At 45.9% G+C, this 14,574-nt stretch carries 10 protein-coding genes and 1 pseudogene; 8 read left to right on the top strand and 3 right to left on the bottom strand.

The genetic code is table 11. The annotated features are described in order from the left end of the window. The 3 genes and pseudogenes from BLV54_RS12445 to cysB form a co-directional block, all read right to left on the bottom strand. Positions 1-263 (bottom strand): annotated as a pseudogene (locus BLV54_RS12445) (hypothetical protein); the annotation flags it as partial. After that, complete coding sequence (locus BLV54_RS12440) at positions 236-739, bottom strand: winged helix-turn-helix domain-containing protein (protein ID WP_090571647.1); 504 nt, start codon at positions 737-739, stop codon at positions 236-238. The pseudogene BLV54_RS12445 and the gene BLV54_RS12440, both read right to left, overlap by 28 nt. A 120-nt stretch (positions 740-859) precedes the next feature. Then, a complete protein-coding gene (cysB, locus tag BLV54_RS12435) occupies positions 860-1,822 on the bottom strand; it encodes an HTH-type transcriptional regulator CysB (protein WP_090571976.1) in 963 nt (320 codons plus the stop codon). 351 nt (positions 1,823-2,173) lie between these two features. Here cysB and BLV54_RS12430 point away from each other — a divergent pair, with 351 nt between their 5' ends. From BLV54_RS12430 to BLV54_RS12395, 8 genes are all read left to right on the top strand, one after another. Further along, a complete protein-coding gene (locus tag BLV54_RS12430) occupies positions 2,174-4,270 on the top strand; it encodes a nitrite/sulfite reductase (RefSeq protein ID WP_090571975.1) in 2,097 nt (698 codons plus the stop codon). A gap of 26 nt (positions 4,271-4,296) precedes the next feature. After that, complete coding sequence (locus tag BLV54_RS12425) at positions 4,297-5,001, top strand: phosphoadenylyl-sulfate reductase (RefSeq protein ID WP_090571974.1); 705 nt, start codon at positions 4,297-4,299, stop codon at positions 4,999-5,001. A gap of 36 nt (positions 5,002-5,037) precedes the next feature. Then, on the top strand, positions 5,038-5,943 hold the full coding sequence (gene cysD, locus BLV54_RS12420) for a sulfate adenylyltransferase subunit CysD (RefSeq protein ID WP_090571973.1): 906 nt from the start codon (positions 5,038-5,040) through the stop codon (positions 5,941-5,943). 68 nt (positions 5,944-6,011) lie between these two features. Beyond that, complete coding sequence (gene cysN / locus BLV54_RS12415; protein WP_090571972.1) at positions 6,012-7,283, top strand: sulfate adenylyltransferase subunit CysN; 1,272 nt, start codon at positions 6,012-6,014, stop codon at positions 7,281-7,283. Between the two features lie 162 nt (positions 7,284-7,445). Further along, the gene (locus BLV54_RS12410; protein WP_090571971.1) at positions 7,446-10,976 is read left to right on the top strand and encodes an FAD-dependent oxidoreductase; all 3,531 of its coding nucleotides are present in this window, start codon (positions 7,446-7,448) and stop codon (positions 10,974-10,976) included. Between the two features lie 223 nt (positions 10,977-11,199). Continuing rightward, entirely contained in the window at positions 11,200-12,327 is a 1,128-nt protein-coding gene (locus BLV54_RS12405) for a Re/Si-specific NAD(P)(+) transhydrogenase subunit alpha (protein ID WP_090571970.1), read from the top strand. A 73-nt stretch (positions 12,328-12,400) separates the two neighbouring features. Next, the gene (locus BLV54_RS12400) at positions 12,401-12,709 is read left to right on the top strand and encodes a proton-translocating transhydrogenase family protein (protein ID WP_090571969.1); all 309 of its coding nucleotides are present in this window, start codon (positions 12,401-12,403) and stop codon (positions 12,707-12,709) included. Further along, positions 12,710-14,095, top strand: coding sequence for an NAD(P)(+) transhydrogenase (Re/Si-specific) subunit beta (locus BLV54_RS12395; RefSeq protein WP_090571968.1), 1,386 nt, complete (start codon positions 12,710-12,712; stop codon positions 14,093-14,095). It begins immediately after the preceding gene. Positions 14,096-14,574: the final 479 nt, after the last annotated feature.

Raw genomic sequence — 14,574 nt, 5'->3', positions numbered from 1 at the left:
ATCTGCATGCAATCGCTGTTGACATGAGGCAACACCAGGCTGTCGAAGGCTCCATCGAGGGGACTGACTGCGCCGTAAGCGTAAGTATATTCTTGCGTCACCATGGCACTTACCACCGGTCGATCTGGACGGTGGCACCAACAATAACGCCTGTCCGCAATGCGTCCGAAGCGGGCTTCATCCTGGAACATCAAGCGTAGCGGTCGATGATTACCCCACGCAGCGACCATTTCCTCTACCCGCTCCTTAAGTTTTTTTTCCAATCCTCGCGCAGCGCAGCATCTCCTTGAGGATGAGCGCTATCCGGTGCCAGTTTACGCCAGCCATGGCGAGCCAGCATTCGATAAATCGTTGAGAGCGCTACTCGCTTACCTAGTCGTTCCTCTATTTTCTCTTTAAGCGGAGGGACAACTACCACTCCGCCTCGAGCCGCTCCTGCCAAAACTTCATCAAGAATTTGGGCTTCCTGCTCAAGCGTGGCAATCGCACGGTTACGGAGCGCCCGTTTCGTTCGAGGTGCTTCCTCCTCGCAGCGAGCAACTCTACAGTAGCGCGTGCGCATGCTACACGTCCATCTAATGGAACGTCCAATAGCCTTCGCCGTTTCCTCTAACGACATTCCCAGTTCCAAGGGCAGCAATACTGCTTGTGCCGCCCTCAACTCCTCTGCTGTTTTAGCTGTTCTCAATAATTCCCGGGCCGTTACTAATTGATCTATTCCACTTGCTTTTCTTGCCATGATTTTTTCCTCGTAATTCATGGCTATATTGTTTCATTTCTTCATTTTTCAATGCAAATTGGAATAAGGAAGCTCAAATTGATTATCAACGTAAGCGAATAACTGGGTTACATGATTCATTTATTCAGTTGTTTCGTGCGGATCTTGTGCAGGTATTTTCTCCTTGTTTTTCATGGCAGCTTTGACGGTAGCTTGATCGAGGTGAGGAGCAAACATTTCAATGAAGTCATAGACGTAACTGCGAATATAGCTGTTACGACTGATGCCGATGCGCGTCGTGCTAGGTTCAAACAAGTGACTGGCATCAATTGCGCGGAGATGTTTGTCGCGGTGTGGGTCGAAAGCCATTTTTGCTAGAATGCCAATGCCCAAACCAAGCTCTACATAAGTTTTAATTATATCGGCATCGATTGCAGTGAGCACTACATTGGGAGTCAACTCTTTGGATTCAAACGCCTGATTAATTTTTGAGCGGCCGGTAAACGCGAAATCATAGGTGATGATGGGATATTGCGCAATTGCTTCTAACGTCAACGGATGTTGTTTGAGCAGAGGGTGCTTGGGGGTAACAATAATACTACGATTCCACTGATAGCAGGGAAGCATGACGAGTTCTTGAAACAATTCGATTGCCTCTGTGGCAATTGCTAGATCAGCTTCGCCTGAGGTGACCAAAGTGGAGATCTGGATTGGGTTGCCTTGACGCAGTATGAGTTTGACTTTAGGGTATCTTTCGGTAAAGCGTTTGATAGCGAGTGGAAGTGCATAACGTGCCTGGGTATGGGTCGTGGCGATAATCAGGGTGCCGCTCGCTTTGTCGCTAAATTCCTGACCAATTTGTTTCAGATTTTCAGCATCTCTGAGCATTCTTTCAGCAATTTCGACGATAGCCTCTCCTGGGGGAGTTATTTTCACAATACGCTTGCCATTACGAACAAAAATATCCACACCTAGTTCTTCTTCAAGAAGTTGAATTTGCCGGCTTATTCCAGGTTGTGACGTGTGCAGACTTTCGGCTGCTTTTGACAAATTCAGATTCTGATTAGCGACTTCGCACAAATAACGTAATTGTTGCAATCTCATGATGGTTTTTATTATAACATAACATTATATTAATCTAACTTAATATTATTTTGAGATATATAATGGTGCTGTTATGATACATTTATTAAAACAAAGCAAATCTTTCAAAAAGCATAATATCTGGACGAGAAATCGAACTTTCTGGGCGTGTTTGGTCGATTATGAAGAAGATATAAGAATCACCGGATACTGACTTGCTCAGCATCGTCTTCTCTTTTGAAAGAATGGATGTTGATAACCACTAACGCCACAAGATAGATATCGGATAAAATAACAATAAATATTGTTAATATTTTTTATCCGCATTGGCAGCAAGCTGGTGTGATAAAAAACTACGGAGAGAGAAATAGGATGAATTATTTAACCGATCTCGCTAATGATGAGGAAATTGACGCATACGATCAATCATTGCAGGATTTTCTTGCGCAGCGTATGGATGTCGATCGCTTTACTGCTACCCGGCTGCAAATGGGGATTTATGGACAACGCCAGGAAGGCGTCAATATGGTACGTATCAAGATTCCTGGTGGACGGCTGATACCGGTGCAACTCAATGCGATTGCTGATGCGCTGGAAGAATATGCGCAGCATGGTGAAGCGCATATCACTACTCGCCAGGATATTCAATTGCACTATGTGCCACTGACGGATACGCCGGCTGTGATGCGTCATCTGGCAAAAGGTAAGCTGACAACCCGTGAAGCATGCGGGAACACGATACGTAATGTAACAGCTTGTCCCCTCGCGGGAGTCTGCTCACGTGAACATACTGATGTCAGTGAGCATCTCAGGGGAGTTGTCAGACATTTTCTGCGTAAGCCTTTGAATCAGTTGATGCCGCGCAAATTTAAAATCAGTTTTTCAGGCTGTGAATCGGATTGTGCGCAGGGTATGATCCATGATCTGGGTGTGGTTGCAGTCAGAGAGGGAACGCGCTTTGGTTTCAAAGTGCTGGTAGCCGGGGGGCTGGGACATAAACCTCATGAGGCGATTGTGGTTGAGCCGTTCATCGAAGAAAAAGACTTGTTGTTAGTGATAGAAGCTGTGCTCACGTTGCACAACAAGTATTCTGATCGAGCTAAACGCGCTAAATCACGTATCAAGTTTCTGGTCGATAAATTCGGCGTTGACGGTTTTATTGAGAAATATCGTGAAGAGCTTGCGCGTGTCAAGGAAGCGCTGGCTGATCAGGATTATCCCAAAGGTGTATGGACGGGTGGCGTGGACAGTGAAGTGCCCGGTCCTGGTGCACCTCGCGCACTATTTGCGCAAAAGCAGGCAGGGCTATTTGTGGTGCCGATCAGTGTCCGACTCGGGCAGTTGACCGCAGTACAGATGCGAGGAATCGCCGGGATACTGGAGCAGCATGGTTTGAAAGAGATACGCACGACCCAGGATCAGAATCTGATGTTGGTTAACGTGCCGCAAGAAAATATTGTGGCTATTCAGTCTGCATTAGCAGGCCTTGGCTTGGGCTTGCCAAAAGCGGGCGATAATGTAGTGGCTTGCCCAGGGACTTCCACATGTCGTCTGGGAATCACTTCCAGTCCCACTCTCGGGGGTAAATTATCGGGAGGGAACGATGACTTGCGCATCCGTGTTTCGGGTTGTCACAATGGTTGCGCTCAACCGGAAAGCGGTGATATTGGGATTTATGGCGAAGGCAAGCGCATGTACGGCAAGCTGGTACCTCATTATCAAATGTATTTCGGTGGCAATGGCATGGCTAATGGGGGCTTGGCTTTTAAAGGTCCATCAGTACCGAGTGCGCGCGTTGAAGTGGCGGTGGAGCGGGTGAGATCAGCGTATGCTGCAGATCGTGAAGCGGGAGAAACATTTTTTAACTGGACGCGACGAGTAGGTCAGGGTTATTTCGCTGAATTGCTGGCTGATGTCGTGGAAGTTAAGCAGGAAGACTTGCACTCGGTGTTGCGTGATCATGGTCAAGGTGATGATTTCAGAGTATTCCAGTTTGGCGGCGGCGAGTGTGCAGGTGCGAAACAATTACAAATTGGCACGGCTTTTTTCGATGCTGCAAATGAGCGCAATTACCGTAATGCGCTTAAGTTTCAGCGCAAATTTGAGGATTCGGTTAAGTGCGCAGAAGAAATTGCACGCTTGATTGGTCAAGGAGTGGTCCAATTGGTAGGTGGTCAGAAATGTGATGATCTGGTAGAGCAAGCGGAAGAGTTGCAACGCGTATTGCCAGCCAAGCCTAATCTGGCTAAAACACTGGCTAAGCTTGTTCAAGATTTTGCGCGCCCTGCCAATGAATTGACGGATGCATTGCTGACTGAATGGTATGCAGAATTGGATGCATGGACACTCGATGTGGCTGAATTCTGTACTGGCTTTAATAGTCAACTCGATTTAACGGGTTCGCTACCGCAGGACATTGTCAAATCACTGCAAATTCCGAAAATCTCGCAGTCAGCTACGGCTCTATAAGACCTCTTATGAAAAATAGGAAATAGATGAGTCAATCTGATGTGGCGCAGAAGGTCGAGCAATTGCACGTTTTGCTTGCAAAGATACAGCAGGAATATGCGCCTGCTGTGTTTGCCAGCAGTTTTGGTGCTGAAGACATGGTGCTGACCGACTTGATTGCGCGTGACTATCCGGGAATTGCCGTGTTCACGCTAGATACAGGTCGGTTACCTCAAGAAACTTATGATCTGATGCAGGTGGTGAGAGATCGTTATGGTCTTTCTATTCAGGCGTATTTTCCTGATGCAGCTGCAGTGGAAAGTTATGTCGCTCAAAATGGTCCTAACGGTTTTTATCAAAGTGTCGAGTTACGCAAGCGATGCTGTTATATCCGCAAAGTTGAACCACTTCAGCGCGCATTGGCAGGCAAGCGCGCCTGGATCACGGGGATGCGTCGCGAACAAGCGCTCACGCGAGACAGTTTGGCTATATCCGCATTTGATGCTGAAAACAATATTCAGAAATTTAATCCGCTTTGCGAATGGAGCAATGCCGAAGTATGGATATATCTCAAGCAGCATGATGTGCCTTACAACAAACTGCATGATCGCTTCTATCCGAGTATCGGTTGTGCTCCTTGTACGCGTGCGATTACACCAGGGGAAGACGTTCGATCTGGGCGCTGGTGGTGGGAGAATCCTGAATCCAAGGAATGTGGCTTGCATGTAGGTAAAGTCGCCTCGATAAAATAAATAGTATTGAATTTTTTTGTTAGAAGGTAAAGAAGAATGAGTCATCGAACTTTTACTCACTTAGACGCCTTAGAAAGTGAAGCGATTCACATTATGCGGGAGGTAGCGGCTGAATGCACCAACCCTGCTCTGCTATTCTCTGGAGGGAAAGATTCCATCGTCTTGCTGCGGTTGGCTGAAAAAGCTTTTCGACCGGGACGTTTTCCTTTTCCATTGTTACATATTGATACCGAACACAACTTCCCCGAGGTGATTGAATTTCGCAATCATCGGGCCAAAGAGTTGGGTGAACGCTTGATCGTGCGCAGTATGGAAGATTCCATCAAACAAGGTAGAGTAGTGTTGCGTTCTGAAAATCAAAGCCGCAATCCCTTCCAATCGATTACCTTGTTGGATGCCATTGCGGAATTTCGCTTTGATGCTTGTATTGGTGGAGCGCGTCGTGATGAGGAAAAAGCACGTGCCAAGGAACGAATATTTTCATTCCGCGATGAATTTGGTCAATGGGATCCAAAAAATCAGCGGCCTGAATTATGGAGTCTTTACAACACACGAACCCATCCAGGGGAGAACATTCGTGTTTTTCCTATCAGTAACTGGACCGAGTTAGATGTATGGGAATATATTGAGCGCGAGCAACTGGAAGTTCCTTCTATTTATTTTGCTCATTGGCGGGAAGTTATTCCGCGTGATAGCGGCTTGTTGCCAGTATCACATCTGGTACAGCCGAAAGAGGGCGAACATGTAGAAAAAATAATGGTACGTTTTCGCACCGTTGGAGATATGAGCTGTACCTGCCCGGTTGCTTCTCAGGCCAAGAATGTGAGCGAAATTATCGCGGAAACAGCCATGACGCGTATTACTGAACGTGGAGCAACGCGTATGGATGATCAGACTTCAGATGCCTCGATGGAATTACGCAAAAAAGAAGGGTATTTCTAATTCAGCTTGCTTTCTGGAAGAAACGACCCATTTCTATTTTAAGAACACTTGTCAAAGGCTATTATTAAATGTCAGAAGTTAAAAATATAAGACGTGATCGTGCCGAATTGTTGCGCTTTATTACTGCTGGTAGCGTGGATGACGGAAAAAGCACATTGATTGGACGTTTGTTGCATGACTCAAAATCGATTTTTGAAGATCAGCTGAGCTCTATTGCACGTACTTCAAATAAGCGCGGAATGCAAGCGGTCGATCTTTCTTTGCTGACTGATGGTTTGCAAGCGGAGCGGGAGCAAGGAATAACGATCGATGTGGCTTATCGCTATTTTGCGACGCCAAAACGTAAATTCATCATTGCAGATACTCCTGGCCATGAGCAATATACTCGGAATATGGTTACGGGTGCTTCCACTGCTAATCTGGCGATTATATTGATTGATGCACGCAAGGGTGTGCTAACCCAGTCTCGTCGCCATGCTTATCTGGCCAGTTTGGTAGGGATTCCTCATTTGGTCGTGGCGATTAATAAAATGGATTTGGTGGGATATTCACGCGAGGTATACGAGCGAATTCGTAACGATTTTGCTGCTTTTGCCCAAGGACTCCGTTTAAGTAATATTGAATATGTCCCCATGTCTGCCTTGAACGGGGATATGGTGGTAGAAAGAGGTGACAGGCTGACTTGGTATGAAGGTAGGACATTGATGGATTTGCTGGAAAATATCGATATTGAGCATGATGTTAATACCGATGATTTCCGCTTCCCCGTGCAATGGGTTTCTCGCCCACAAACCGAAGAATTGCATGATTTCCGGGGATATATGGGACGAATCGAATCAGGCTCCATTCGTGTCGGTGATGAAGTGACGATTCTCCCTTCTGGATTGTCCTCACGCATTAAAGAGATTCTTTTGTACAAGGATTCTTTTGAAGATGTATTTGCACCACAATCTGTCACACTGACTATCGAAGATCATCTGGATATTTCTCGCGGGGATATGTTGGTAAAAACTGACCAGCAGCCACAAATCAAAAAAGAATTTGCTGCGATGCTATGCTGGCTATCTGAGCAACCACTTGATTCACAACGTAAATATATCGTTAAGCATACGACGCGAATGATCAAGGGAATGGTAAATCAGATTGACTATCGCGTGGATGTCAATACGCTCAATCATGAGACGGCAGATTCCTTGAAAATGAATGATATTGCACGGGTGGTGATGAAAGTGCAGCAGCCAATCGTATTTGATGACTATGCCCGTAATCGTGCTACCGGTAACTTCATTATTATTGATGAAACGAGCAACAATACCGTCGCAGCCGGCATGATTTGCTAGATACGTTTTCTGGGGGATAAACAGAATTGTACGATGACAGGAAAAGTAGCCGGTATCCATCCTCATTCAAAATTAGCTTGAGTCGATCTTAAGCAATTGACGCCATTTTTCATCCTAAATCCTCCATTTCTTATCTATCTATAAAAATAACGATAAACAATTATGACAAATTTAGCATTAATGCTTAGCAAACCATCGATAGAAGCTGTTTTTCCTGATTTTGGATTTGGTATGGCTTTTGCCGATTTGTATTGCCATGATGGTTTGGTAAAGCTGGATCAGGCGTTTCTTGATTTTCTGCAAGCGGGAGACGCTGGGCTGCGTAGCCACTTGGATCAGGCACGCCTAAATCCTGATGGCTTGGCGCTCAAAGATGAATCTGCTTTTCTGATTGAGCTTGCTCCGTGGTTGGAAGATTTCATTGCACAGTTATTTGGTATTGACAAGGAAGTGCATGCGCTTGCTGCGCGTCATCATGAGCTAGCGCCGCTTTATTTTTGCAAGCGGCAATTTGTGCAGCGTCGTGCCAAAACTAAGGTAAGCGATGAAGTGTTACAAACAATAGATGCTATTGCCCTAGAAAAGAAACTCGAAGAGGAATTTGGCGAACCTTTTTCCGAGCTGGCATTTGCCACTCACGTGGCTCGATGGTTAGAGGATGAAGCAAATAATGCAGCGCGCTTAAATGATGCGTTGCACTATGCTGCCTGGGCGTTACGCACCCCTGAAGGGCAAGCACATACCCAGCAAGGCGTGTTATTCAAGTCACCGGCAAAACTCGATTATTTGCACTTGTTATCAATGGTGACCGATGATCATGCAGGCTATACCGTCCATCGGCTTGAGCACCTGCGTCAGCGTGAAGGATTTTCACTGACAGATCAAGGGACCGACCTGGTGGGTGCGCTGGATGAAGCCAATTATTGCATCTGGTGTCATGAGCAAGGCAAGGATTCCTGCTCAAAAGGATTCAAAGTCAAACCTAAAAATGCCGAGGAACCACCTGCTTTCAAGAAAAGCGAGTTAGGGGCGTTACTCGCAGGCTGCCCCCTGGAAGAGCGGATCTCGGAATTTCATAAGCTCAAGGCGCAGGGAGTGGCGATTGGCAGCTTGGCAATGATTGTAGTGGACAACCCCATGTGCGCAGGGACCGGGCATCGTATCTGTAATGACTGCATGAAATCCTGCATTTATCAGAAACAAGATCCGGTAGATATTCCGCAAGCAGAGACCCGCACACTTAAAGATGTGCTCGAATTGCCTTGGGGGTTTGAGATATATAGCTTGCTTACACGCTGGAACCCGCTTAATTTACGCAGACCTTTACCCAGACCAGCTACCGGTAAGAAAGTATTGGTAGTGGGCATGGGACCCGCTGGCTATACTCTGGCACACCATTTAATGAACGATGGTCACACTGTGGTAGGAGTAGATGGTCTCAAGATTGAACCATTACCTGCAGAGATTTCTGGAGTCGATCTGCATGGGGAGCGTGTACCCTTTAGCGCTATTCACGATACTAGCATGCTCCGTGTTGATCTGAATGAGCGCACCCCAGGCGGTTTTGGCGGAGTGGCCGAATACGGTATTACTGTGCGCTGGGATAAGAATTTTCTTCAATTAATCCGTCTCTTACTAGAGCGGCGGCCAGAATTTGCGCTTTATGGTGGGGTACGCTTTGGCGGCACTATGACAGTGGATGATGCGCTGGCTTTGGGTTTTGATCATATCGCCCTGGCTGCAGGCGCAGGACGCCCAACGGTTCTTGATTTACCGAATGGTTTGGCACGTGGTGTGCGTGCAGCTTCTGATTTTTTGATGGCACTTCAGCTGTCCGGTGCAGCACAGGCTGATTCTATCGCTAACGTGCAGTTGCGCTTACCCGTTGTTGTGATTGGTGGTGGACTCACTGCGATCGATGCGGCTACGGAAGCTTTGGCTTACTATCCGGTCCAGGTTGAGAAATTTTTACAGCGTTATGAGGTGCTTGCTTTAGAACAGGGAGAGGCTGTGGTTCGCAACCGCTGGGATGAAGAGGAGCGGGAAATCGCTGAGGAATTTTTGGCGCACGCCCGAGCTATTCGTGCCGAGCGTGCGATGGCAGCCAAGGAAGGGCGAGTAGCGGATATTCTGAAGCTATTGCAATCATGGGGTGGAGCTACTATTGCGTATCGTAAACGATTGATTGATAGCCCTTCTTATACGCTGAATCATGAAGAAGTTGAGAAAGCAATGGAGGAAGGTATCTGGTTTGCTGAAGGGCTTACGCCGGTAAGTGTAGATATCGATCAGTGGGAGCATACCCAGTCAATTAGATTTTCTGTGCAAACAGTAGGTGAAGCAGGGCAATGGCAAAAAATCAGGGAAGTTGATTTACCCGCACGTGCAATACTGGTGGCTGCTGGCACCCAGCCGAATACTGTTCTTGCCAGAGAAGATGAGAAATATTTCAAATTGAATGGACGCTATTTTGCAGCTTGCGATGATCAGGGTAATCCAGTTAGCTTGACAAAGGGCAATCCTAAGCCAGAAAAACCAGCGGTCTTGCTGAGTCATTGCGACGATGGGCGTTTTATCAGTTTCTTTGGTGATTTGCATCCGTCTTATTCAGGTAATGTGGTTAAAGCCATGGCTAGTGCCAAACAAGGTTACCCAATTGTCAGTCGAGTGCTTGAGCGTGTTACGCCGGCCTCGACTCAATTGAATGCACAGTTTTTTGCTGAAATGAATCATCAATTGAGACCGACTGTTTATAAAGTGGAAAGACTCACGCCTAATATTATCGAAGTGGTCGTGCGCGCGCCCATGGCAGCGAAACATTTCCATCCCGGGCAGTTTTTCCGCTTCCAGAATTTTGCAACATTAGCTTCTACGATAGGGAATACCCGGCTAGCGATGGAGGGTATTGCATTGACGGGAGCATCGGTAGATATTTCGAATGGGCTTGTCTCTCTGATTGCGCTGGAAATGGGTGGTTCAGCAAATTTATGTACCCTGCTTAAGCCTGACGAACCCGTTGTGCTGATGGGACCTACTGGCACGCCCACCGAAATTTTACCAGATGAGACTCTCGTCCTGGTTGGTGGAGGACTTGGAAATGCAGTCTTGTTTTCTATTGGGGCTGCTGCCCGTGCAGCAGGATGCCGGGTTTTGTATTTTGCTGGTTACAAAAAACTGGTTGATCGCTATAAGGTTGCTGAAATTGAATCTGCGGCAGATACAGTTGTATGGTGTTGTGATGAAGCGCCTGGGTTTGAACCTTCCAGACCAGGTGATTTTAGTTTCGTTGGTAATATTGTGCAGGCGATGGTAGCTTATGGCAGCGGTGCATTCGGCGCACAACCCATATCCTTGGCAGATGCTGACCGTATCATTGCAATTGGCTCTGATCGAATGATGGCGGCTGTGGGTTATGCGCGCCATCATCAGTTACAGCCATATTTGAAAAAAAATCACTTTGCTATTGGCTCTATCAATTCACCGATGCAATGTATGATGAAGGAAATTTGCGCACAGTGTTTACAACCGCATAAAGATCCTGAAACAGGTGAGATTACTTACGTTTTTTCATGCTTCAATCAGGACCAACCATTGGATTGGGTGGATTTTGGTAGCCTATCGTCACGCTTGCGCCAGAATAGCGTACCGGAAAAATTAACTAGCCAATGGTTAGGTCGTTGTCTCAAAAATTAAATTAAATAAGAAGGCATTGCTTTTTATAGTATTTGTTGTATTTCGAATGCACATGGCTATGAATTTGATGGTTAAAAATTGCAATAATGCATAGATAAGTTATGTGTAAGTTTCAATCAAAGCAGTGAATACACCTGGATTCATTTATAATCACGCATTCGAGAAGAATTATGCAATGCATTAAGTATTTTCAAGTTTGAATAGAGGATAAGGGAGATAATCGATGCACATAGGCATACCTGCAGAAATTCATGCGGGAGAAACACGTGTAGCAGCTACGCCGGAAACGGTTAAAAAATATACTGCCAAGGGATTTCATACTGTTCTGGTCCAGTCTGGCGCAGGTGCTGGCGCCAGTATTCCTGATGCTGCATATCAAGATGCGGGTGCAGTTATCGTTAATGATGTATCACAATTGTATAGCCAATCGCAGATTATACTGAAAGTACGCGGGCCAGAAACGGAAGAGCTGGCTCTAATGCGTAAAGATGCGGTTTTGATCGGATTGCTATCACCTCATCGGATGGAAGGAATCGAGGCACTCGCCAGACATGGTCTGACTGCGTTTGCTATGGAAAAATTGCCGCGTATTTCTCGTGCTCAAAGTATGGATGTCTTGTCTTCTCAGGCGAATATTGGTGGATACAAAGCAGTCATTATCGCTGGCAATGTTTATCAGAAATTTTTTCCCATGTTGATGACAGCAGCGGGAACAGTCAAAGCGGCAAGGGTATTGGTGCTGGGTGCAGGGGTAGCAGGTTTGCAGGCGATCGCAACAGCTAAACGGCTGGGAGCAGTGATAGAAGCATTTGATGTACGTCCTGCAGTTAAGGAACAAGTCGAAAGCCTTGGTGCAAAATTTGTAGAAGTTCCACTAACTGATGAAGAAAAGGCAAAGGCTGAAACAGCTGGAGGCTATGCTACAGAAATGTCGGATGATTACAAACGCCGACAGGGAGAATTAGTTCATGAAAGAGCTATCGTGGCGGATATTGTCATTACGACCGCGTTGATACCTGGACGCCCGGCACCCGTTTTAATAAAGGAAGAAACAGTTAAAGCAATGAAGCCTGGGTCGGTGATCGTGGATATGGCAGTGGAGGCAGGCGGAAACTGTCCTTTGACAGAGCTGAATAAAAATGTGGTTAAACATGGTGTTCATCTCGTTGGTATTGCTAATCTTCCTGGTCTAGTTGCTACAGATGCAAGTGCGCTGTATGCACGAAATCTTATGAATTTCCTTAATTTGATGCTTGATGCCAATAGTGGGGAATTCAAAATTAACCAAGAAGATGAGATTGTTGCCGGAACATTGATATGCTCAGGCGGAGAAATTATCAAAAAAGCGTAAGACAACAAGTAATCTATTGTTTTGATGTGCGCTTTAATATCAATAAAAGTTAATGAGTTCAAGAGGAATAAACATGATTGGTGAAATTGATCCAACGATAATTCATCTGACAGTATTCGTGTTGGCGGTTTTTGTTGGCTATCACGTGGTCTGGAATGTAACACCCGCTTTACATACACCGCTGATGTCAGTGACTAATGCAATTTCAAGTATTATTTTAGTAGGTGCAATGTTGGCTGCAGGGCCCGCTGAAACTGATTGGGGAGTCTGGTTGGGAGGAGCGGCTGTTATCCTTGCTTCTATCAACGTATTTGGTGGATTTCTCGTTACACAACGCATGCTGGAAATGTTTAGAAAAAAAGATAAAAAAGGAAGCGCCTAAATGTCTGCTGATTTGATTGCTCTCGCTTATCTGGTTGCAGCGGTTTTTTTCATTCTGGCGCTGAAAGGGCTTAGCTCGCCCCTTTCTGCTCGGCGTGGTAATTTATTTGGAATGGTTGGTATGTCGATTGCCGTTGGCACCACTCTGACCATTACTCAGAATTGGACATTAATATTGGGTTGTATCGCTATCGGTGGGATAATAGGTTCTATCGTGGCACAGCGAGTCCAGATGACTGCAATGCCGGAACTGGTTGCTTTTATGCACTCTCTAGTAGGTTTGGCTGCGGTATTCATTGCGATTGCCGCCGTTAACAATCCTGTTTCATTCGGCTTGCCTGAGATGCTGCCAGCTGGTAGTAAGCTGGAATTGTTTCTGGGGACGTTTATTGGTGCCATGACCTGGTCTGGCTCAGTCATTGCGTTTCTTAAATTGTCTGGTCGCATGAGCGGGGCTCCGGTGGTTTTCGCTGGACAACACATGATCAATCTAACATTAGCATTAGTCATGATTGGTTTTGGTTTATGGTTCTTTTTTAGTGACACGACCAACTGGACTGCATTTATCGTAATGACAGTTATCGCTTTCTTGCTCGGATTCCTCATTATTATCCCCATTGGGGGAGCAGATATGCCGGTAGTCATTTCTATGCTGAATTCCTATTCAGGCTGGGCCGCGGCAGGTATCGGTTTTTCGCTAGGTAATCCGATGCTGATTATTGCTGGTTCGTTGGTAGGCAGTTCTGGCGCAATTCTATCGTATATCATGTGTAAAGCCATGAACCGTCCTTTTCTTTCAGTCATACTGGGTGGCTTTGGCAGTGAGGGTGGAAGCCAAGGAGCTGCGGATGGAACACAGAAAACCTATCGCAGTGGTAGTGCAGAGGATGCAGCCTTCCTGATGAGTAATGCCGACAGTGTTATTATTGTTCCTGGATATGGGCTAGCTGTTGCCCGTGCGCAACACGCAGTTAATGAGCTTGCAGAAGTGTTACATGAAAAAGGTGTGAATGTTCGTTTTGCTATCCACCCTGTCGCAGGTCGTATGCCGGGGCACATGAATGTGTTGCTTGCTGAGGCAGAAATACCCTATGAACAGGTCCTGGAAATGGATGAAATCAATAGCGACTTTCCTAATACCGATGTGGTGCTTGTTCTGGGAGCAAATGACGTAGTCAATCCGGCTGCAAATGTGCCGGGTAGCCCTATCTATGGCATGCCTATTCTTGAAGCGCATAAGGCTCGTACCGTAATAGTTGTTAAACGTAGTATGGCTGCTGGTTACGCTGGTCTTGATAATGATTTGTTCTATATGGACAAGACTATGATGGTGTTTGGGGATGCCAAAAAAGTGGTAGAGGAAATGGTCAAAGGGGTTAATGCGTAGAAAAGATTCTTATTCTTTTAAGTTGCCTTCTTAGCATTAATAGAAAATTAATTAATGTTGGCCTTATTGAGCTAGAACAAACAGTTCCAAGTTAAGCGATCGATCGTACTAGGGTACCGCATAAACTGACAGCTTGCTTATTGACGTGATTGTGGTGATAGATTTAGGCCACAATCACGCTTTCTATTTTATTTCCTTACTTAATAGATCATAAGCGACAATCTTCCTTAGTTACAAGGAAGATTGAAGTTGTCCGCCGGTATAGCGTAGTACAGTTACACTTACTTTTACATACATAGTGACTTCGAGCTGCTGGAATCTGTAACTTCAAGTTTTAAAAATTGACTCAATTATCGTGGCTTACTACTTGTTCATATTGCATGCTATAGCCAATCACATATAAATTGATTATAATTTGTGAATGACCTATCCAGTATCATTTCGCCGTAAGGTATTATCCGTTCGAGAGAAGGATGGCC

The organism is Nitrosomonas sp. Nm33 (genome assembly GCF_900107265.1).
GTDB lineage: Bacteria > Pseudomonadota > Gammaproteobacteria > Burkholderiales > Nitrosomonadaceae > Nitrosomonas.
The sequence above is the reverse complement of the archived record's forward strand: the minus strand, read 5'-3'. Positions and strand labels throughout refer to the sequence as shown.

What these genes read in the sequence shown, in the direction of transcription:
- BLV54_RS12440 (WP_090571647.1), bottom strand. Translation starts at nt 739, where the DNA reads ATGGCAAGAAAAGCAAGTGGAATAGATCAATTAGTAACGGCCCGGGAA.
- BLV54_RS12395 (WP_090571968.1), top strand. Translation starts at nt 12,710, where the DNA reads ATGTCTGCTGATTTGATTGCTCTCGCTTATCTGGTTGCAGCGGTTTTT.
- cysN (WP_090571972.1), top strand. Translation starts at nt 6,012, where the DNA reads ATGTCAGAAGTTAAAAATATAAGACGTGATCGTGCCGAATTGTTGCGC.
- BLV54_RS12410 (WP_090571971.1), top strand. Translation starts at nt 7,446, where the DNA reads ATGACAAATTTAGCATTAATGCTTAGCAAACCATCGATAGAAGCTGTT.
- cysD (WP_090571973.1), top strand. Translation starts at nt 5,038, where the DNA reads ATGAGTCATCGAACTTTTACTCACTTAGACGCCTTAGAAAGTGAAGCG.
- BLV54_RS12430 (WP_090571975.1), top strand. Translation starts at nt 2,174, where the DNA reads ATGAATTATTTAACCGATCTCGCTAATGATGAGGAAATTGACGCATAC.
- cysB (WP_090571976.1), bottom strand. Translation starts at nt 1,822, where the DNA reads ATGAGATTGCAACAATTACGTTATTTGTGCGAAGTCGCTAATCAGAAT.
- BLV54_RS12405 (WP_090571970.1), top strand. Translation starts at nt 11,200, where the DNA reads ATGCACATAGGCATACCTGCAGAAATTCATGCGGGAGAAACACGTGTA.
- BLV54_RS12425 (WP_090571974.1), top strand. Translation starts at nt 4,297, where the DNA reads ATGAGTCAATCTGATGTGGCGCAGAAGGTCGAGCAATTGCACGTTTTG.
- BLV54_RS12400 (WP_090571969.1), top strand. Translation starts at nt 12,401, where the DNA reads ATGATTGGTGAAATTGATCCAACGATAATTCATCTGACAGTATTCGTG.